Here is a 20700-nt window from a genome sequence, read left to right on the forward strand (position 1 = left end):
ATTCGGATCCGCCCCTCGTTTTTGCCGTTAACGGCGGCCGGTCAGCTTCTTCCAGCGCGCGGACAGCCCCCACTTGGTGACGTTGACGATGGCTTCGACGACGATGTTGCCGCTCATCTTGGAAGCGCCGAGCTCCCGCTCCACGAAGGTGATGGGCACTTCGACAATCCTCAGGCCCATGCGTGCGACGCGGAAGGTCATGTCGACCTGGAAGCCGTAGCCCACCGACTCGACGGCGTCCAGGTCCAGCTTCTCCAGGGTCGTGCGGCGGAAGGCGCGGTATCCCGCGGTGATGTCACGGGTGGAGATGCCGAGCATGAAACGCGAGTAGGTGCTGCCGGCGCGGGAGAGCAGCTTGCGGTGCAGCGGCCAGTTCACCACCGAGCCACCCTGCACCCAACGGGATCCGATCACCAGGTCGGCGCCGGCTTCGGCGGCCTCCAGCAGCAGGGGCAGCTGTTCGGGCTTGTGTGAGCCGTCGGCGTCCATCTCGACCAGGACGTCGTACCCGCGTTCCAGGCCCCAGCGGAAGCCGGCGATGTAGGCGGCGCCGAGGCCCTCCTTGCCCTTGCGGTGCAGGACGTGAACGGCCGGGTCCTTGGCGGCAATCTCGTCCGCGTAGGCACCGGTCCCGTCCGGGCTGTTGTCATCCGCGACCAGCACATCGGAATCGGGAACCGCCGCCCGCAGCCGCTGGAGCGTACCGGGCAGGGATTCGATCTCGTTGTAGGTGGGAATGATGGTCAGGACGCGCACGCAGGATGCCTTTCATCGGACTGAGACCCGTGGGTCCGGGGACCCGTGGGCACGCGAAGAACCGTCTTCGCGTCGGCCTTCCAGTATATGGGACCTGTTTGGGCGCCCCAGGACCGGGTGTCGGCCGGAACCGGAGCGCCGCCTTCGTGCCAGCCCTGAGGCTGTTTTCTAGTGACGGTGCCCGGCTCCGGCCTCCCGGCTCTCCCCCGGGCGCTCCCGGTAACGGCAGGGCCCGGAGGAGGGACCGTGTCCCCCTGAATCGTCAGGTGACGGCGGGCGAGCCCCCGGGGCCCGTCCGCGCTGGCTACAGCCTAAGGCGCACCCGTGAGGCCTCCAAGCATCACCCCCAGTGTGACGGACATCTCTTCGGGCTCAGGCGCCGAAGTCCCCGGCCCGGTACAGCTCGGTGCCGTGGTGAACGGTCTGCAGGCAGCGCGGCGCGTGGTCGGTGTCCAGGGCCGGAAGCAGGGGGGTCCGGGCCCGGGGGTCGGTGCTCCAGGCCTGTACCGTCGGATCGGCGGCCTGGACCATCAGTTCCTCGACCTCCCACACCGCAAACGACGCCGGGGTTCCCGGCCCGAGCTGGCCCAGCATCGGGTTGGACGAGCCGGCGGCACGCCATCCGGCGCGGGTGGACGCGATGAACGCGGCACGCGCGGAGACTCGCTCGGTGCGGTTGTGGTGCATCACCGCGGCCCGCACCGCCGACCAGGGGTCCAGGGGCGTGACGGGGCTGTCCGAACCGAAGGCCACCGGAACGCCGGCGGAGAGCAGCGACGCCGTACGGTTCATGCCGGCTGCCCGATCAGCTCCCAGCCGCTGGCCGTAGAGGCCGCCCGGTGCGCCCCACAGGGCATCAAAGACCGGCTGCAGGCCCGCCGTGACGCCGAACCTGACCAGCTCGGCGATCGCGGCGTCGTCGGCCATCTCCACGTGCTCAAACCGGTGGTGCCGGGCCCGGACCGCTTCCTCCCCCTGCAGCTTCGCAGCGGTGCGGAGCGCCTCGAGGGCGACGTCGAGGCCGCCGTCACCGATGACGTGGAAGCCGCCCTGCAGGCCTGCAGCGGTGGCCGCGGCCAGATGCGCTCCGGCTTCCTCGGCGCTCAGGAAGAGGCTCCCAAGCTCGTCCGGGGCGTCGGCGTAGGGTGCCCGGAGCCGGGCGGTGCGCGCGCCGATGGAGCCGTCAATGTTCAGGTCCCCGGCGAGCCCGCGCAGCCTGCCCTCGAAGAGGGCGGCGACGTCGCGTGCCTCCTGCTCGGTGGCCACGGCCTGGCCCCAGTAACCCAGGACCTGCGGAAGCGGAGCCTCACCGAGGCTGCCCTCAAGGCCAAGCAGCTGACGCAGGTCCTCGACCGTGCCGATATGCGGTGCGGCCATTTCCGCCACGGCGACGATTCCCGCGGCGGCGGCGGCCCGCAGCGCCGCCTGCTGGTATCCGGCGCGCTCGGGAAGGCTGAACTCGCGGGCGGCCCGCCGGGCAGCGGTATGCGCGTCGCGGACGACGAAACCGTCCTCCCACCCGTCATGGCCGGCCAGGCCAAGGTCCGCCGCCAGGGCACCGGAAACGACGGCGCAGTGCACGTCGGTCCGGGCCAGGTACACCCGGCGCCCGCCGGAGGCGGCGTCCAGTTCGGCGGCGGAAGGCACCCGGCGCTCGGGCCACTCGGATTCGTCCCAGCCGTGGCCGAGGATGATCCCCGCCGGCTGCGCCGCGGCCGCAGCCGCCACGGCGTCGAGCAGTTCACGCAGGCTGCGGACCGCGGAGAGGTCCAGGGAGGACAGGGCGATCCCGGTCTCGGTCAGGTGGACGTGGGAGTCCACGAACCCCGGAGCGACAAGGGCGCCCTGCAGGTCCACCACCTGCATCTTGGAGTCGAGGATGGAAGTGGCCGCGTGTTCCGAACCCACCCAGGCGACGGTGTCGCCGTCGACCAGCATGGCCGTCGCGAGGGGGTCCGCGGTGCTGTAGACCGACCCGTTGCGGTACATGGTCAGGGCGCGGTCGGAGGAAGTACTGCCGTTCAAGGAGTCACCGTGGTCTTTCTGTGCAGGAAGGGCTGGGCTATTCGCCCACGTTGGAGTAAGCGACGACGCCGCGGCGCACCAGGGCGATGGCGTCCAGGCAGCGGCGGCGGAGGCCGGCGGGGAGGTCGGGAACCTTGGCGAGCTGGTCGAGGAGGTCGATGAGCTGCTTGGCCCAGCGGACGAAGTCGCCGGCGGCCAGCTCCGTGCCGTGCAGTGCCGCCTGCAGGTGCCGTCCGGAGGCCCACTTGTACATCGGCCAGACGAGTCCAAGCTCGGGTTCGGCGGTGACGCCGATCTTCTCGGATTCCTCGACGTCCGTCAGGTTCGACCACTGGCGGACGATGATGTCCATCGACTCCTCCAGGGCGGCGGTGGGCAGCCGCGGGCGCAGGCCGCGCTCGTCGCGCTTGGCCTGGTACACCAGCACGGTCGCCAGGGACGCCAGCTCCACGGCGCTGAGATCCTCGAACGCCCCGTCCTGCAGGCAGAGGGCGACCAGGAGGTCCTTCTCGCCGTAGATCCGCCGCAGCTTCTGGCCGTCGTCGGTGACCACAAGGCGGCCTTCGGCGTCCTCCGCGACGTAGCCGTAACGTTCGAGGACGCCGCTGACCCGGTCGAAGGTCCGGGCGATGGTGTTGGTCCTGCCCCGGATCTGGGCCACGAGGGCGTCGGTTTCGCGGCGCAGCTTCCACCACCGCTCCGCCCAGCGGGCATGGTTTTCGCGGTCGCTGCAGCCGTGGCACGGGTGCGCCCGCAGCTGGCGCCGCAGGTCGGCGATGGCCTGCTCCTGCCGCTCGGTGCCTTCGGCGTGCATCGCGTCGGTTCGCCGGCCGCCCGAACGGGGCGGCCGGTGGTCGTGGATCGCGTTGCGCATCGACGAGGCGAGGTCGCGGCGGTCCTTCGGCGTGCGGGCGTTGAACTGCTTCGGAATCCGGATATGCGAGACCACCTCCACCGGTCCGGCAAGGTCCTGCACGCTGAGCCGGCGGATCTGCTTCTCATCGGTGAGGACCGTGGGCCGCGGCTCGCGCGCACCCTGGTCCGGGCTGAGCACCACTGCGTGGCCGGCGAGCCGGCCGCCGGGAAGCTGGACCACGTCGCCCGGGCGCAGCGATTCCAGTGACGCGGACATGGCGGACCGCTGGTTCCTGGCCCGGGTTTTGGAGGCCTGGGACTCCAGGTCCGACAGGCGGCGGCGCAGCGCGGCGTACTCGGTGAAGTCGCCCAGATGGCAGGTCATCGACTTCTCGTATCCGGCCAGGGACTCCTCGCGTGAACGGACCTGGCGGGCCAGGCCCACCACGGACCGGTCGGCCTGGAACTGGGCGAAGGAGGACTCCAGAATCTCCCGGGCCCGCTCCTGCCCGAACTGGGCGATGAGGTTGATGCTCATGTTGTACGTCGGGCTGAAGCTGGAGTTCAGCGGATAGGTGCGGCGCGAGGCCAGCCCGGCCACCGCGGCCGGATCGGTGCCCGGCTGCCAGAGCACGACGGCATGGCCCTCGACGTCGATTCCGCGGCGTCCTGCCCGCCCGGTCAGCTGGGTGTACTCCCCCGCCGTGATGTCGACGTGCGCCTCGCCGTTGAACTTGTCCAGCTTCTCCAGCACGACGGTGCGGGCCGGCATGTTCACGCCCAGGGCCAGGGTTTCCGTGGCGAAGACGGCGCGGACCAGCCCGGCGGCGAACAGCTTCTCCACGACCTCCTTGAACGTCGGCAGCAGGCCGGCGTGATGGGCGGCGAATCCCCGGACCAGGCCTTCCCGCCAGGTCCAGAAGTCCAGCACCTCCAGGTCATCCTGCGGAATGTCGGCGGTCGCTGCGTCGACCACCGCGGCGATGGCGCTGCGTTCGGCTTCGGTGGTGAGCCAGAGCCCGGAATCGATGCACTGCCGCACCGCGGCGTCGCAGCCGTTGCGGGAGAAGATGAAGGTGATGGCCGGCAGCAGGCCGTTGCGGTCCAGCTGGGCGATCACCTGGGGGCGCGAGGCCCGCTGGGTGCGGGCGAGCGGGTTGCCGTGCCGGGGCGGTCCGGCCGGCTGGCGTCCGCCGCGTCCCCGGCCCCGCGGGCCGCTGCGGGGCCCGCCCCAGTGTCCGCGCTGGCTGGTGCGGGTCTCCGCCCGGGCCAGTTCAAGCAGCTCCGGATTTACCGAGTAGCGTTCCTGCACCCCGCCGGTGGTGTCGACGGCTTCGTCGAACGCGACGTCGGAGGCGAACAGGTCGAAGATCTCCCGGCCCACCATCACGTGCTGCCACAGCGGCACGGGGCGGTGTTCGGAGACCACGACGTCGGTGTCGCCGCGGACGGTGTCCAACCAGGCCCCGAACTCCTCGGCGTTGGAGACGGTGGCGCTGAGCGAGATGACCTGCACGTCCTGGTGCAGGTGGATGATGACCTCTTCCCACACGGCGCCGCGGAACCGGTCGGCGAGGTAGTGTACCTCGTCCATGACGACGTAGCCCAGGGCGTCCAAGGTGGAGGAATTTGCGTACAGCATGTTGCGCAGCACTTCGGTGGTCATGACCACCACGTCGGCTTCGGGGTTGATGCTGGTGTCACCGGTGAGCAGGCCCACCCGGTCGGCGCCGTAGGAGGCGGCGAGCTCCGTGTACTTCTGGTTGCTCAGGGCCTTGATGGGGGTGGTGTAGAACGCCTTGAGCCCCCGCTGCAGCGCCATGTAGACGGCGAACTCGCCCACCACGGTCTTGCCGGCGCCGGTGGGAGCTGCCACCAGGACGCCCCGGCCGGCCTCCACCGCGCGGCAGGCCTCGACCTGGAACGGGTCGAGGTCGAAACCCAGGGACTGCTCGAAGACCCCCAGCCGGCTCTTGGCGTGCTCGGCCCGTTGCTTGGCGGCCAGATACCGTTCCGAGGGAGAACTCATAGCTCCCAGCCTAGTCGGTGGCTCCGGGGCGGTGGACGCGTTCACTCAGGGCCGAGCGGTCAGATCCCGTCGATGCTGCTGGCCGTGTCCGCCGAAGCGCCCACCTCCGCCTCCCGTGCGGCCTCGCGGCGCGCCCGACGGCGGTCGTTGAGCAGGCACAGGCCCAGCGCTATGCCGAACAGCGCCAGCAGCGGGATGGCGAGGTAGAACATGCTCAGCGCGTCGGCGCCCGGGGCGGCCATGGCGGCGAAGAGGCAGATCACGAAGACGGTGATCCGCCAGCCTTTGAGGATGGTCCGCCCGGGCAGGATGCCGAGGAGGTTCAGGCCCACCATGATGACCGGCAGCAGGAAGGCGATGCCGAAGGCCAGCAGCAGCCGGAGCACGAACGCCAGGTAGACCGAGGCCGTGATGACGTTGGAGCCGCCTTCGGGGGTGAAGTCGGTCAGGACGCGGACGGCGTTCGGCAGCACCAGCCATGCCAGGGCCACTCCGCCGATGAACATCGGCACGGAGATGGCCATGAACACGAGGGCCACCCGGCGTTCCCTGCGCTTGAGCCCGGGCGTGATGAACGCCCACAGCTGATACAGCCAGACGGGGCTGGAGACGATCAGGCCGATGAAGACGGAGACCTGGACCATCAGGTCGAACGAGGTGGCGACGCCGTCGAAGTTGATGGTGGCAAGCCGCCCGTCCGAGTTCCCCACCTCCAGGACGGGGTCCGTCAGCGCCTCGAATACCGGAGTGTAGAGGAAGAACCCGCCGACGGTGCCGGCAATGACGGCCAGGGCCGCCTTGAAGAGCCGGTTGCGCAGTTCCTTCAGGTGCTCCTTGAGCGCCATCCGACCTTCGGGGTTGGCCCTGCGCTTTTTGCTCAGCGCCACTTACTCAGGCGCCGGAGGAGGGACTGTTCGTACCGCCGGTGCTGCCGGGAGTGCCCGGGGCGCCCGGGCGGGGCGGCTGGCCTGCGGTTCCGGGGGCGCCGGCGTCGTTCGGAACGATGCGGCCCTCGACCGGCTCCTCGGCGGACGCCTTGGGCTTGTCATCATCCTTCATCTGCTTCACTTCGGACTTGAAGATGCGCAGGGACTGGCCGAGGCTGCGGGCCAGGCCGGGAAGCTTGGGTGCTCCGAAAAGCAGGATTGCGATCACGATGATGATGACGATGTGCCATCCTTCTAGCCTCATGCCGGGGTCCTTTCGTTTGGTGCAATTCTACGTCAGAGGTCCGGCAGGTCGCGCAGTGCGCGCGGCTGTCCGTTGGCCCGCCGCCGTTCGACGCGCCGGGCCCGGCGCGCCTCGCGCCGGGCGGCCTTGCCCGCCTCCCAGTGGGCGCGGGCCGCTGTCGGGTCCTGGAAAACGCCCGGCAGGGGCTGCGGATGCAGCGGCAGCTCGGCTGAGCCGAAGCCGCCTTCGGGCACCAGCTGGTCCGCGGACTGCCGGGCCTGGCGCATCAGTGCCATGAAGGACTTCACAAGCCGCCACCCCACGAAGACGTAGAAAAGCAGCGCCGTCGCCGCGAGGGCAACCCACAGCAGGATCCAGAACCACCAAGGCATGCCTCCAGCATAGAGGAGTGGACGGCGAAGGCGCCTACCCGGCGTCGGCGGCGGCGCGGAGCCAGGCCAGCGTCGCGTTCCGCACCTCCGCCGGCCCGGCGACGGTGACCTCCCCGGCGAAGCGCGCGGCGAAGCCCGGCACCCAGGCCGTGTCACCGGTCGCGATCCGGGCGGCAGTGCGCCCGTCCGGCAGTTCCAGGGTCTCCTGGGCGCCGTAGGCGACCGCTATCCACGCCGCCGAGGGAGACAGGATGAGATCAACCACGACGTCGGCACCCGCCTCACCGGCGTCCGGAACGGCTGCGCCCGGCCCGGCGGTGTCGGTTCCGGTGATGCCGGACGCCGGGCCCTCGGTGCCTTCCCCTCCGGCGGGCTCGGCGTCGGACACGGAGGTAATGCGGTCCAGCCGGAAGCTGCGGCGGTCCTGGGCGCGGTGGCACCAGGCCTCCAGGTACCAGAGGTCGCCGAGGCTGTGCACGCGCAGCGGATCCACCACCCGCTCCGTGGCGCCCTCCCGGCCGGGGGTCCGGTAGCCCAGCAGCACGCTGCGGCCGGTCTCGGCGGCGGTACGCAGGCGCTCGAGCAGCTCCGGTGCGGACGGCGGTTCGGCAAGCCGGACCGACACCGAGGAGGCCGCTGCGACGGCCTCGCCGGCGGCGTCCTCGAGCTTGCGCAGCGCCGAGGCAACCGCGTCGGCGTCGGCCGCGCCGGGCAGCTCGCGGAGCGCGTGCAGCCCGACGGTCAAGGCGGCCGCCTCGTCGGCGGAAAGCCGCATCGGCTGCGAGAGGCTGTCGGCGTTGCCGATGTAGATCTGCCCGCTTTCGAAGTCCACGTCCATGAGCGCGGTCGGATAGAAGCGCGGTCCGCTGACGAAGAGCATCGACAGGTCCTTGGCCAGCTGCTCCTCCGAGACGCCGAAGCGGGCGGCCGTCTCGGCTACGGCGGCGCCCTGGTTGCGCAGCACATACGGCACCAGGTCCAGCAGCCGGGCCAGATGCGCCTGCGCCGTGTCCTGCGGAACGCGCCGGGAGGCTCCGAAGCGCAGCGCCGGCGGTTCGGCGGCATGGGCCTGCAGCGTGCGGGTCAGGGCCCGGCGCACCAGCGCGGCGAGCTCCGGAGGGCTGACCACCCTCGCGTCGGTGCCCAGGGCGGCCACTTCAGCCGCCAGGGCCTCGATGTCGCCGGTGCGGACGGTGAGCCGCTCCCATCCGCCGCTGCCCTCGACGGCGGCCGCCGCCGCAGGCAGCCGGAGCGCGGAGCCGCGCCCCGGCCGGGCCTCGAGCACCGCGGTGACCGGTTCCACGGCGTCATCCAGCCCGGCCAGCGACGCGTCGATGCTGAAGCAGGCCGGAACCTCGTACGGGGCACCCGGCAGCAGCCGGACCGGCGTCGTCATGCGGGAGAGCCGGAAGAAGCGCTCGGCCTGCCGGTCCAGGTCGAAGCCGACGAGGTACCAGCGGCCGAAGCGGCTGCCCATTCCCCACGGCTGGACCCGGCGCTCGGTCTCTTCCGCCCAGCCGGCGGCGCGGTAGCCGAACGCTACCGCCCGCCGGGTGGTGACGGCCCGCCACAGGTCCGGGAACTGCGGCTCGTCGGTGCGCAGGGCGGGACGGAACGCGTCGGAGGAGACGGCCTCGGGCGCCGCTCCCCCGTCGTGCAGCCGGCGCAGCGCGCGGGAGGCAGGGCCGCCCAGGGCCGCCCGCTCCCACAGCCTTGCAGCAAGCGACAGGGCGGCGGACTCGGCGGCGGTGAAGCGCACCTCCGGCAGGCGGTAGGCGGAGCTGCTGATGCGGTAACGGACCGTCTCCGCCTCGGCCCCGGGCTCTTCGAGTGCTTCCACCGGGATGCCTTCCTCCCGGAGGAAGGCCTTGTCCCGGTCGAACAGCTTCTCGCGTGCCTGGGGCGTGCTCGCGAGCCGGTACGCGTCAACCTCCTCGAAGAGTTCTTGCTTCGTGAAGCCACGCTCGGAGGACATCAGGACCAGGACCAGGGTGAGCAGGCGCTCGGTTCGTTTCGCGGACACGACGCCTAATCTACCGGGCGCACGGCTGCGGACGCGGCCTCCGCCGCCGACGCCGTCACTGCGGACACAGCGGCGCCCGTCCCCTCTTGGTGGGGACGGGCGCCGCCGGCGGGAATGCGGAGGCTGCTAGCGGACGCCGAGCAGGTCGACCACGAAGATCAGGGACTCGCCCGGAGCGACGGCCGAACCGGCGCCGCGGTCGCCGTACGCCAGGTGCGCCGGAATCTCCAGCCGGCGGCGTCCGCCGACCTTCATGCCGAGCAGGCCCTGGTCCCAGCCCTGGATGACCTGGCCGACGCCGACCCGGAAGTCCAGCGGCGTGCCGCGGTTCCAGGAGGCGTCGAACTCCTCGCCGGTGGAGAAGGCCACGCCCACGTAGTGGGTGGAGACGGTGTCGCCGGGCTTCGCCTCACGGCCGTCGCCGACGATGATGTCCTCGATCACCAGCTCGCTGGGCGCCCCGTGCTCGGGGAAGTCGATTTCGGGCTTCTGGCGGTCGTATTCACGCTTGCCGAAGGACATGGTGCTCCTTAAGGGGATGAAATGTGTCGAAACCCAACGCTACTTGACTTCCTTCAGGTCCACGACAAAGGTCAGCGGGCCGGAGACCCCGCCCGACGCCGGATCGCCGTAGGCCAGCTCGGCGGGGATGACCAGCAACACCTTCGCGCCGGCCTTCTGTCCGCTCAGGCCGTAGGTCCAGCCGGAGATGACCTGGTTGAGGCCGAACTCGGAAGGCTCGCCCCGCTCGTAGCTGGAGTCGAAGGTCTCGCCGTCGGCCAGGCCCACGCCGAGGTAGTCGGCGCTCACGGTGCTGGAGGTGTTGACCTCGGCGCCGTCGCCCTCCTCGAGCACCTTGACGATGAGCTTCTCGGGATCGACCACGTTCTCCGGCAGTTCGATGGCGGGCACGCCGTCCTCGCCGAACGTGACGGTGGGCAGCCGGCCCTCCTCCTCGAGCTTGTTCACCTCGTCATCGGACATGCGCAGATCGCCTGCGGAGTCCCGCTCGGCGGCCTCCTCCGGGCTGAGCGGGGTCACGACGTTCTCGCTGCGCAGGACGTTGATCAGCATGATGGTGACGGGCTGCTCTTCCTGTCCCTCGGTCAGCTGCTGCTGGGCCTCGGGGTAGGCGTAGGCGATCTGGGAGCCCACCTTGGCGCCGAGCAGCACGTCGTAGAGGACCGGATCCTGTTCCTTCAGCTGGTCGTTGACCGGCAGGGCGGTCGCTTCCTGGGCGTAGGTGTCGCCCACGGAGGTGCCGTCCTCGGAGTTGAGGGCAACGAACTTGAAGCTGACGCTCTGGCCTTCGGCGACCTCGTCGCCGTCGCCTTCGTAGACCACCTTGGCTGCGGTCTCGGTGATGTCCAGCGGGCTGTCGAAGGTCACTTCGGGAGCTTCCTCGGCATTCTCGACGCGGACTTCCATGGAGTCAAAGACGCCTTCCTGCCCGGCGGCCTTGCCGTGGGAGCCGACGTCGGAGCCGCCGCAGGCGGTCAGCAGCAACAGGAGCGGCAGGAAGATTGCCAGTACTTTTCGCACAGTGCTTCTTTCGGGGTGGTGGATACGCGGGCGCAGTGCCGGCCGCGGCCAGGCACCAGGGACCACCCTAACGCCTCCGCCTGAACGCCGCCTCGGAAAAGCCGGCCGCCGGCGGGGACGGCTGCCGTGGCGGCTGAGCCGCTACAGGGCTGCCAGCAGCGCGTCCACCCGTTCATCGACGGAAACGAACGGGTCCTTGCACAGGACTGTCTGCTGGGCGCGGTCGTTGAGCTTCAGGTGCACCCAGTCCACCGTGAAGTCGCGGTTGGCGGCCTTGGCCCGGCGGACGAAGTCGCCGCGCAGCCGGGCCCGGGTGGTCTGCGGAGGAGTGTCGACGGCCTCCTTGATGTCGCTGTCCTCGACCACCCGCGCGGTTTCGCCCCGGGACTGCAGGAGGAAGAACAGGCCGCGGGAGCGGGAGATGTCGTGGTAGGTCAGATCCAGCTGGGCCAGCCGTGCGCTGGTCAGGTCGAGGCCGTGCCGGTCCCGGTAACGGTCCACCAGTTTCTTCTTGATGGCCCAGTCGATCTCGGTGTCGATGGTGCTGTGGTCTCCGCTTTCCACCGCGTCGAGGGTCCGCTCCCACAGGTCGAGGATCCGCTCCACGTGCCGGGTGTGCGCCCCGTTGACGGCCACGAAGTCCTTCAGCCGGGCCAGGTAGAGGCGCTGGAGGTCCAGCGCGGTCACGGTGGAGCCGTTGGCGAGCTTCAGCGGGTGCCGGCCGGTCAGGTCGTGCGAGATTTCCCGGATGCTCCGGATCGGGTTCTCCAGCCGCAGGTCCCGCATGACGACCCCGGCCTCGATCATGCGCAGCATCAGGTCCACGGAGCCGGCCTTGAGCAGGGTCGTCGTCTCGGACATGTTGGAGTCCCCGGCGATCACGTGCAGGCGGCGGTAGTGCTCGGCGTCGGCGTGCGGTTCGTCGCGGGTGTTGATGATGGGCCGGGACCGCGTCGTCGCGGACGAGACGCCTTCCCAGATGTGGTCGGCCCGCTGGGAGAACGCGAACAGCGCACCGGACTGGGTCTTGAGTACCTTGCCGGCGCCCACCAGCAGCTGGCGGGTGACCAGGAAGGGAATCAGGATGTCCGCCAGCCGGGAGAATTCCAGCCGCCGCGGAATCAGGTAGTTCTCATGGCTGCCGTAGGAGTTTCCCGCGGAGTCCGTGTTGTTCTTGAAAAGGTAGACGCTGCCGTTGAAGCCTTCCGCCCGAAGGCGCTCCTCCGCCTCGAGGACCAGGTCATCGAGGATCAGCTCCCCGGCGCGGTCATGGGCCACCAGCTGCGCCATGTCGTCGCACTCCGCCGTTGCGTACTCGGGGTGGGAACCGACGTCGAGGTAGAGCCGGGAGCCGTTGGTCAGGAAGACGTTCGAGGACCTGCCCCAGCTGACGACCTTCCGGAACAGGTAGCGGGCCACTTCCTCGGGGGAAAGCGGGCGCGAATCGGGGCCGGAGTAGGCGATGCCGAATTCAGTTTCAAGGCCGAAGATCCTGCGGTCCACTATTCTCCTTCCGCGCCGGACAGCAAACGGTCCAGCTCAACCGTGGTGATTCTGCGGAACGCCCGGGCGGAGCCGCGCAGGGCGGCCGGATCCCGGTCAAGCACGGCCACTTCAAGCAGCCCGGCACCCAGCGGGTCCGGCCGGGCCGACTCCCCGCCGTTGCCCCGGCGGGTCGCGGACAGGGCCTCGACGGCGGTGCGGATGGCGGCGGGGAAGTCCGCGTCCTGGGTCCAGGTCCGGGCCAGGACTTCGTTGACGACGTCGGCCTGCCCGCCCATGACGACGTAGTTGGTTTCATCGGCGATGGAGCCGTCGAAGGTCAGCCGGTACAGATGGTCGCCGTAGGGGTCGGTGCCGACCTCCGCCACCGCGAGCTCCACCTCGAACGGCTTGCCCTCGGTGGTGAACACGGAGCCAAGGCTCTGGGCGTAGACACTGGCCAGCCCGCGGGCCGAGACATCTTCCCGGGCGTACGAGTATCCGCGGACGTCCGCGAACCGGATCCCGGCCTGCCGCAGCGATTCGAACTCGTTGTACTTGCCGACCGCCGCGAAGCCGATGCGGTCATAGATCTCGCTGAGCTTGTGCAGCGACGGCGAGGGGTTCTCGGCAACGAGCGCGATCCCGTCCCGGCAGGTGAGGACCACCACCGAGCGGCCGCGGGCGATTCCCTTCCGGGCGAAGTCCGCCCGGTCCTTCATCAGCTGCTCGGGTGAGACGTAGAACTGCTGCGTCATGGCTCAGGCCTCCGATCCTGCGGCGGACCGGCGGGAGAGCATCTGCTCCACCAGGGTGCGCAGCTCGTGCTCGCGGACCTGCCGGGCCCCGGCGCGCGTGACGACGTAGACCACGGGCCACAGCTGGCGGACCAGGTCCGGGCCTCCGGTGGCCGAGTCGTCGTCCGCCGCGTCGTACAGCGCCTCCACCGCGATCTGCACCGCCTCGTCCTCCTCGAGGCCCGGATGCCAGAGCTTCTTGAGCGCCCCCCTGGCGAAGGCGGAGCCGGAGCCCACGCTGTGGTGCTCATACTCTTCGTAGCGCCCGCCCGTAATGTCGTACGAGAAGAGCCGGCCTTTGTTCCGAAGCGTGTCGTATCCCGCCAGGAGCGGGACGACGGCCAGGCCCTGCAGGGCGAGCGGGAGGTTCTGCCGCACCATGGCCGCGAGCCGGTTGGACTTCGCGTCCAGGCTCATCGGGGTGCCTTCGATCTTGTCGTAGTGTTCCAGCTCGACCTGGAAGAGCCGGATCATGTCGAGCGCAAGCCCGGCCGTGCCGGCAATGCCGAGCACGGAGTAGCTGTCGGCGGGATAGACCTTCCGGATGTGGCGGCTGGCGATGAGGTTTCCGGAGGTGGCCCGCCGGTCGCCGGCCATCACCACGCCCCCGGTGAACGTGAGCGAAACGATGGTCGTGGCCTGCGGCGAGGCCGCACCGGCTCCGCCCGGTGCCGGGCCCAGGGACCGCGCAGAGGGCAGCAGCTCCGGATGGTGCCGCCCCAGGTGATCGCTGAAGGATGACGTTGCGGCCGCGTTCAGCGCCGCCGCGGGGTCCCTGTCCGGCATCCGCTACTGCCCGCCCTTCTGGATGAATCCCCGGACGAACTCCTCGGCGTTGCTTTCCAGCACACCGTCGATTTCGTCCAGCAGATCATCGATGCCTTCGGTCTGTGCGCTTCCGGCGTCCTGCTCGGACGCCGCCGGCGGTGTCTGGTCCTCAAGCTCCTCGTCCTGCGGACGCGAGCCGGTGTTCCTGCGGTCCTGGGTTGCCATGATGCCTTCCCTTTCCCCGACCCGTCCCGGGCCGTGCTCCTATGGTGCCACCGTGGGTCCGCCCCCGTTGAGGAGGCGGGCGACAAAATCTTCGGCGTCGGCTGCAATATCGAACAGCTCCTGCGTCAGGGCCCTGGTTCCGCGCAGCGGTTCCCGGGTGGGAATGCGCTGCAGGCGCCGGCGCGAAGGCAGCTCGAAGATGATCGAGTCCCAGCTGGCGCCCACCACCTCCCCCGGGAACCGGGTGACGCAGCGTCCGCGGAAGTATGCCCGGGTGTCCTCCGGAGGGGTGGTCATCGCCGCGCGGATCTGCGCGTCCGTGACCACCCGTTCCATCTGGCCGTGCTGGGCGAGCCGATAGTACAGTCCCTTTTCCGGCCGCATATCCGAGTACTGCAGGTCGACCAGGTGCAGCCGGGCATCGGACCAGGCCAGCCCGTCCCGGTCGCGGTACGCCTGCAGCAGTTTGAGCTTGGCCACCCAGTCCACCTGCGCCGCCGCTTCCATCGGGTCGCGCTTGAGGGTGCCGACCAGGGCGGTCCACCGGGTGAGGATGTCCTCGGTCTCGGGATCGGCCCCGCCGGCGGACCGGCAGTGGGCGGCCGCCGCCTCCAGGTAGATCTCCTGCAGGTCCAGCCCGGTGACCCGCCGCCCGTCCTTCAGCTCCACCAGTGCCTGCAGTCCGGGATCGTGGCTGATCGCCTGCAGCGCACCCACCGGGTCCCGCAGCTCGATCCGCGGTTCGGTGCCGGCCTCGATCATGGACAGCACCAGGGACGCGGTGCCCGTCTTGAGCAGGATGGAGACCTCGCTCAGGTTTGCGTCTCCAATGATCACGTGCAGCCGCCGGTACTTCTCGGCCACGGCGTGCGGTTCGTCGCGGGTGTTGATGATGGGGCGGCGGATGGTGGTTTCGAGTCCGATTTCGGTCTCGAAGAAGTCCGCCCGCTGGCTCAGCTGGTAGCCCGGCCGCTGGTTGCCGGGGCCCAGCCCCACCCGGCCGGAGCCGCAGACCACCTGCCGGGAGACGAAGAACGGGATGAGCCCGGTGGCCAGCCGCGCAAACGGCACCGAGCGCGGCACCAGGTAGTTCTCGTGGGATCCGTAGGAGACGCCCTTGTTGTCGGTGTTGTTCTTGTAGAGGTGCACCGGCGAGAAGCCGGGTGTGGCGGCGATGTGCCGCATGGCCGCCAGCACGACGGCGTCGCCGGCCTTGTCATACAGGACGGCCGCCTGCGGCGAGGTCACCTCCGGCGAGGAGTACTCCGGATGCGCGTGGTCCACGTACAGCCGCGCCCCGTTGCCGAGGACCAGGTTCATCAGGACCGCGGCGTCCTCTCCCGTGTCGCTGTAGAGCGCGGCCGGGCCTCCGCCCTCCATCGCCACGGATTCCGTGTCCAGGCCGGGCTGGACGTCGGTCAGCTGGGAGGGTTCGGCGGCGGCGCGGGGAACCGTGAAGCCCCGGGCATCGTTCAGCGGAGCCTCGTCGGTGTAGTCCCAGCGGGTGCCGGAGAGGTTGCCCATGCCCGAGCGCACCGTCGCGGCGTAGGCGTTGACGATCTGGCTGGACAGCACGGTGGCGTTGGCGTTCGGCAGCGCCGGTGCCAGGACTCCGTATTCGGTTTCGGTGCCCATCACCCGCCTGACCGTCACAGATACTGTCCCGGGTTGGCCGTGGTTTCAATGGTCCGGCCCGGCTCCTGCCCGGCCTTGCCCTGCACGATGGTGCGGATGTAGGTGATGCGTTCGCCCTTCTTTCCGGAGATGCGGGCCCAGTCGTCGGGGTTCGTGGTGTTGGGCATGTCCTCGTGTTCCCGGAACTCGTCGACGACGGCGCGCATCAGGTGATCGATCCGCAGGCCGCGCTGCCGGTTGGTCAGCAGGTCCTTGATGGCGTATTTCTTGGCCCGGTCCACGACGTTCTGGATGACGGCGCCGGAGTTGAAGTCCTTGAAGTAGAGCATTTCGGTGTCGCCGTTGGCATAGGTGACTTCCAGGTACTCGTTGGACTTGTCCTCGGCGTACATCTTCTCCACGGTCCGGCGGATCATCTCCCGGACCGTCATGCCCGGGTCGTAGCCGTGCTCGGCGAGGTCGTCGCGGTGCAGCGGCAGGTCCGCGGTGAGGTACTTGGCGAAGATCTCCCCCGCGCCCTCGGCGTCGGGCCGCTGGATCTTGATCTTCACGTCGAGCCGGCCCGGGCGCAGGATGGCCGGGTCGATCATGTCCTCGCGGTTCGAGGCGCCGATGACGATGACGTTTTCCAGCTTCTCGACGCCGTCGATCTCGCTGAGCAGCTGCGGCACGATGGTGGTCTCGACGTCGGAGGAGACGCCGCTGCCACGGGTGCGGAAGAGCGAGTCCATCTCATCGAAGAACACCACCACCGGGCTGCCGTCGGAGGCCTTCTCCCGGGCGCGGGCGAAGATCAGCCGGATGTGCCTCTCGGTCTCGCCCACGTACTTGTCCAGCAGCTCCGGACCTTTGATGTTCAGGAAGTAGCTCTTGGTGCCCAGCGAGCCGGTCTGCTCCATCACGCGGGCGGCCAGGGAGTGCGCCACCGCCTTGGCGATCAGCGTCTTGCCGCAGCCCGGAGGCCCGTAGAGCAGGATGCCCTTGGGGGGCTTCAGCCCGTGTTCGCGGTACAGGTCCGGGTGCAGGAACGGCAGTTCCACGGCGTCGCGGATCTGCTCGATCTGCGGGCCGAGCCCGCCGATGTCGGAGTAGGAGATGTCCGGAACCTCCTCCAGGACCAGGTTCTCCACCTCGGAGCGCGGCACCTTTTCCAGCGCGAAGCCGATCCGCGTGTCAACCGTCAGCGCATCGCCGACGCGCACCCGTTCGGCGGCGAGGGGGCCGGTGAGGCGGATGACCCGCTCGTCGTCGGCGCGGCCCACCACCAGCGCCCGGTCCGGGCCCAGCAGCTCCTTGACCGTGAACAGTTCGCCGGAGCGTTCGAAGCCGAGGCCGGCGATCACGGTCAGGGACTCGTTGAGCAGCACCTCCTGGCCGGGCACGATGCGCTCCATGTCCAGCAGGGGGCTGACGGCCACGCGCAGCTTGCGGCCGGACTGCATGATGTCGAGGCTTTCCTGCACCGCGGCCGCGGTGGTGACGCCGGGCGCCGGCGAGGTGCGCTGGTTGACCCCGATCACCGTCCCGAAGCTGAACGGCGTGGCGCCTTCCTTCTCCAGGGCCTCCTTGAGCCGGACGATCTCCGCCCGGGCCGTTTCCAGCATCGCCACCAGGCGTGCGTTGTTATGTGTCAGCGCCGCCAGCTGCCGGTCCAGGTTGCGCAGCTTCTCCCGTAGCACGTGCAGCTGGCGGGCCTGGGCGGCGGGAACGGAGGCCATGGCCTCCGCGCCCTCGCCGGTCCCGCTGGTGTTTTCCGATCCCGCCATGCTGACCCACCGTCCTTTGCCGGTTCACGATCCAGCTCTGACGATAACCCAGCACGCTGTCCAATACATCGGCTTGGACGTCTTGTGTTTTGCGCCGCGGTGACTATGGGTGCGGGTGTTCCTGAGCGAGCCGTTCGGCGCTTTCCAGGGCGCCTCGCTGGACGGTGGAGCTGGCGTCGCGCGCGGCCCGGCGGAGTTTCTTTTCGGAGACCTCGCGTTCCCCTACGGCGGCGGGCGTCCAGGCGTTGAGGTCCTCCTCGGAGAACCCGGTCTTGGAGGCCCGGCGCTTGGGCACCAGGCCGGTCGCCCCTTCGGCCAGCCGCCGCGCGGAAAGCAGGAAGCCGGTGTGCGCGACCATGCGGTGGTCCGGGCGCACGGCCAGGCCCTCCAGGTGCCAGCCGCGGACCATCGATTCCCAGCCTTCGGGCTCGGTGAACCGGCCGTCGGCACGGATCGCCTCGGCCGTGCGGGAGAGCTGGGTGACGGTGGCGACGTAGGAGATCCAGACGCCGCCGGGGGCCAGGACCGTGGCCACCGCGTCGGTGCATTCCCAGGGCGCCAGCATGTCCAGGACCACCCGGTCCACGCTGCCGGGCTCCTCGGTGCGGATCACTTCATCCTGGAAGTCGCCCAGGCTGATCCGCCATGCCGGATGCGGGCCGCCGAAGAAGGTCTCCACGTTGCCGCGGGCGATGTCGGCGAACTCCTCGCGGCGTTCGAAGGAGTGCAGGCTGCCGGAGTCCCCCACGGCGCGCAGCAGGGAGATGCTCAGGGCGCCGGAGCCGACGCCGGCCTCCACCACGCGGGCGCCGGGAAAGATGTCTGCCATGGTGACGATCTGGGCGGCGTCCTTGGGATAGACGACCGCCGCGCCCCGGGGCATGGACAGCACGAAGTCGGAGAGCAGCGGGCGCAGCACCTGGTAGGGATGGCCGGTGGTGTTCGCCACGACGCTGCCTTCGGGCAGGCCGATCAGTTCGTCGTGGGGCAGGTAGCCGCGGTGGGTGTGGAAGGCGCCGCCTTCGGTGAGGGTGATCGTGTTGCGGCGGCCCTTCTCATCGGTCAGCTGCACCCGCTCTCCGGGGCGCAGCGGTCCGCGGCGCCGTTCGGCTCCGTGCGGGCTGGTGGACTCGGCAGCGGCCGGGGTCTGGGGGTCCATGGTGTTCCTTCTTGTTCCGGTGCGGACTGCGGGGGCAGTCGTCGTGCAGGTAGGGGGTGGATCGTGAAAAGCGGGAGTCGGCGGTGTTTCGCCGGCCGGGGTCAGCGCGGCGCCCGTCCGGTCACGGCGCGGACGACGTCGGCCTCATGCAGCAGGCCCACGACGGCGCCGTCGCGGTTGATGACGGCGTATTCGCCTCCCGCGAGGCGGGAGAGGTACTGGACGAGTTCTTCACCGCACGCGACGTCGGGAACGTAGGCGCCCGGGGCCAGCGCGCGGGCGGCGGCGTTCACGGGCGTGCCGGCGGCCAGGTGGTCGGGAACCTGGGCCAGGGCTCCGGGATCCACCACGGCCTCGGGCTGGCCGGTGGGGGCGGTGACCACCAGGGCGGTGCCGGGCCGGGCCCGGAGCGATTCCTGTGCCTGCCGGACGGGTGCGCCGCTGGGGATGCCAAGCGCCGGGCGCATGAGGGCCGCCGCGGTGACCGAAGGCAGCCGCTGGCGCAGCCGGGCGTTCTGGATGGCGGCGCCGGCCCCCATCCACAGGAAGCCGGAGACCAGCGCCGCCACGAGCACCAGCTGCAGGCTGGGTGACTCGCCGCGGCGCAGCGACGGCGCGAAGACCGCCGCCAGCAGGACGACGACGACGATGCGGCCGGCCCAGCCCGCCGCGATGGTGCCCTTTTCCTGGGAGCCGGTGGCCTTCCACACGATGGTCTCCACGATCCGGCCGCCGTCCAGGGGCATTCCGGGCAGGATGTTGAAGATGCCGACCAAAAGGTTCGCCCAGATGAAGATGGCGGACAGCAGTCCGGCCACGGTGCCCGGTGCGAACGCCTCCGGCGCCGCGAACACCAGGGCCCAGGCCAGTCCGGCCAGCAGGAAGTTCGCCGCCGGGCCCGCCAGGGCCACCGCGAGCGAACGCCAGGGCGTGGTGTTCACGGCCCCGAATTGGGTGTGCCCGCCCCAGAGGGTCAGGACGATGCCGGTGGTGGGCCAGCCGTAGGCGCGCGCGGACAGCGCATGGGCCAGCTCGTGGACCAGCACGGAGAGCAGCAGCAGGACGGCGTAGCCCAGGGCGACCGCGTACGCGCCGCCGCCGATGCCGGGCAGGATGGCCGCCACCTGCGGGCCGAACAGCAGCACGATGGCTGCCGCGATGATGAACCAGGACCAGGCCAGGGTGATGGGCACACCGGCGATCCTGCCCAGCGGAATGCCCGGGCGGGTGGGCCGGTCGGGGCCGCCTGCGGTCATCGGATGGCATCCGTTTCCGCCGCCGCGAGGCCGGCCAGGTCCTCGGCGCTGCGTCCGGCGAGGGTGTCCCAGGTGTGGTGGGCGAGCTCGGGCGGCAGCGGCACGAAGTGGGGCACGGCCAGGGTCAGCAGCCCCGCGGCGCGCGCCGAGCGCACCCCGGGAAGCGAGTCCTCGATGCCGATGCAGCGCTGCGGGTCGAGCCCCGGCACGAGCTCCGCCATCCGGTCCATGGCCGCCAGATAGGGTTCGGGATCCGGCTTGCCGGCCCGGACCTGGTCGCCGGTGACCGTGAACTCAAAGGTGCCGGACGGCAGCGCGGCGGCGACGACGTCGGCGAGGCCGGGTTCGGACATGGTCACCATGGCACAGGGAATGCCGCGGGCGCGCAGGTCCGCGAGCAGTTCCCGGGCGCCCGGCCGCCAGGGCACCCGGCGGCGCACCTTTTCGGCCACCTGCGCGGTCATGCGGTCGATGATGGCCCGGACGGGCAGGTCGACGCCGGCCTGCTGCAGGAGGCCGGCTCCCACCGGCAGCGCCTGTCCGACCATGGCCCTGGCGTCCTCATCGGTCCAGGTGCCGCCGAACTCCGCGACCAGTTCCTTCTCCGAGGCGATCCAGCAGGGCTCGGTGTCGACGATGGTGCCGTCCATGTCCCAGAACACGGCCTGGAGACCGGTGGTGCGGTTCAGGGGGGCAGGGGCAGGGGTGACGGACATGCACTCCAGTCTAAGGGCCGCGGGACCGGCCCGGGCGCTGGGCCCGCGCGCCCGGGGTCCGCTCTTGGCGAAGGCCCGCGGTGCGGTCCTGACACCCGGCAGCG

The 20700-nt window shown here is 70.3% G+C and carries 18 protein-coding genes; all 18 read right to left on the reverse strand.

What is annotated here, in order from left to right:
- Nucleotides 1–27: 27 nt before the first annotated feature.
- Nucleotides 28–756, reverse strand: coding sequence for a polyprenol monophosphomannose synthase (locus tag AC5RUW_RS05855; protein WP_494159829.1), 729 nt, complete (start codon nucleotides 754–756; stop codon nucleotides 28–30).
- 372 nt (nucleotides 757–1128) lie between these two features.
- Nucleotides 1129–2745, reverse strand: a complete 1617-nt coding sequence (locus AC5RUW_RS05860) for an amidohydrolase (RefSeq protein WP_494160199.1) — start codon at nucleotides 2743–2745, stop codon at nucleotides 1129–1131.
- Nucleotides 2746–2818: 73 nt separating this feature from the next.
- Nucleotides 2819–5665 (reverse strand): DEAD/DEAH box helicase, encoded by a 2847-nt coding sequence (locus AC5RUW_RS05865; protein WP_494159830.1) that lies wholly within the window; start codon nucleotides 5663–5665, stop codon nucleotides 2819–2821.
- 59 nt (nucleotides 5666–5724) lie between these two features.
- Nucleotides 5725–6510, reverse strand: coding sequence for a twin-arginine translocase subunit TatC (gene tatC / locus AC5RUW_RS05870; RefSeq protein WP_494159831.1), 786 nt, complete (start codon nucleotides 6508–6510; stop codon nucleotides 5725–5727).
- A 46-nt stretch (nucleotides 6511–6556) separates the two neighbouring features.
- Nucleotides 6557–6856 carry a Sec-independent protein translocase subunit TatA gene (tatA, locus tag AC5RUW_RS05875; RefSeq protein WP_494007032.1) on the reverse strand — a complete coding sequence of 100 codons (300 nt, stop codon included), beginning with the start codon at nucleotides 6854–6856 and terminating at the stop codon, nucleotides 6557–6559.
- Nucleotides 6857–6888: 32 nt separating this feature from the next.
- Nucleotides 6889–7227: a hypothetical protein gene (locus tag AC5RUW_RS05880; protein WP_494007031.1), complete on the reverse strand. Its 339-nt coding sequence runs from the start codon at nucleotides 7225–7227 to the stop codon at nucleotides 6889–6891.
- A 34-nt stretch (nucleotides 7228–7261) separates the two neighbouring features.
- A complete protein-coding gene (locus tag AC5RUW_RS05885; RefSeq protein WP_494159832.1) occupies nucleotides 7262–9250 on the reverse strand; it encodes a helix-turn-helix transcriptional regulator in 1989 nt (662 codons plus the stop codon).
- Between the two features lie 126 nt (nucleotides 9251–9376).
- A complete protein-coding gene (locus AC5RUW_RS05890) occupies nucleotides 9377–9772 on the reverse strand; it encodes an FKBP-type peptidyl-prolyl cis-trans isomerase (RefSeq protein WP_494007029.1) in 396 nt (131 codons plus the stop codon).
- A gap of 39 nt (nucleotides 9773–9811) precedes the next feature.
- Nucleotides 9812–10792, reverse strand: coding sequence for an FKBP-type peptidyl-prolyl cis-trans isomerase (locus AC5RUW_RS05895; RefSeq protein WP_494159833.1), 981 nt, complete (start codon nucleotides 10790–10792; stop codon nucleotides 9812–9814).
- A 141-nt stretch (nucleotides 10793–10933) separates the two neighbouring features.
- Nucleotides 10934–12295, reverse strand: a complete 1362-nt coding sequence (gene pafA / locus AC5RUW_RS05900; RefSeq protein WP_494007027.1) for a Pup--protein ligase — start codon at nucleotides 12293–12295, stop codon at nucleotides 10934–10936.
- Complete coding sequence (prcA, locus tag AC5RUW_RS05905) at nucleotides 12295–13032, reverse strand: proteasome subunit alpha (protein ID WP_494007026.1); 738 nt, start codon at nucleotides 13030–13032, stop codon at nucleotides 12295–12297. Before prcA ends, pafA begins: the two co-directional genes overlap by 1 nt.
- Nucleotides 13033–13035: 3 nt before the next feature.
- Complete coding sequence (gene prcB, locus AC5RUW_RS05910; RefSeq protein ID WP_494159834.1) at nucleotides 13036–13857, reverse strand: proteasome subunit beta; 822 nt, start codon at nucleotides 13855–13857, stop codon at nucleotides 13036–13038.
- Nucleotides 13858–13860: 3 nt separating this feature from the next.
- Nucleotides 13861–14064, reverse strand: a complete 204-nt coding sequence (locus AC5RUW_RS05915) for a ubiquitin-like protein Pup (protein WP_494007024.1) — start codon at nucleotides 14062–14064, stop codon at nucleotides 13861–13863.
- Nucleotides 14065–14103: 39 nt separating this feature from the next.
- Nucleotides 14104–15699: a depupylase/deamidase Dop gene (gene dop / locus AC5RUW_RS05920; protein WP_494159835.1), complete on the reverse strand. Its 1596-nt coding sequence runs from the start codon at nucleotides 15697–15699 to the stop codon at nucleotides 14104–14106.
- 14 nt (nucleotides 15700–15713) lie between these two features.
- The gene (gene arc, locus AC5RUW_RS05925; protein WP_494007022.1) at nucleotides 15714–17465 is read right to left on the reverse strand and encodes a proteasome ATPase; all 1752 of its coding nucleotides are present in this window, start codon (nucleotides 17463–17465) and stop codon (nucleotides 15714–15716) included.
- 103 nt (nucleotides 17466–17568) lie between these two features.
- Nucleotides 17569–18624, reverse strand: a complete 1056-nt coding sequence (locus AC5RUW_RS05930; protein ID WP_494159836.1) for a tRNA (adenine-N1)-methyltransferase — start codon at nucleotides 18622–18624, stop codon at nucleotides 17569–17571.
- Between the two features lie 101 nt (nucleotides 18625–18725).
- Nucleotides 18726–19880 (reverse strand): site-2 protease family protein, encoded by a 1155-nt coding sequence (locus AC5RUW_RS05935; protein ID WP_494159837.1) that lies wholly within the window; start codon nucleotides 19878–19880, stop codon nucleotides 18726–18728.
- On the reverse strand, nucleotides 19877–20596 hold the full coding sequence (locus AC5RUW_RS05940) for an HAD family hydrolase (protein WP_494159838.1): 720 nt from the start codon (nucleotides 20594–20596) through the stop codon (nucleotides 19877–19879). The genes AC5RUW_RS05935 and AC5RUW_RS05940 overlap by 4 nt, the downstream gene beginning before the upstream one ends.
- Between the last annotated feature and the right edge of the window lie 104 nt (nucleotides 20597–20700).

This window comes from Arthrobacter sp. Y3222053 (genome assembly GCF_059092805.1).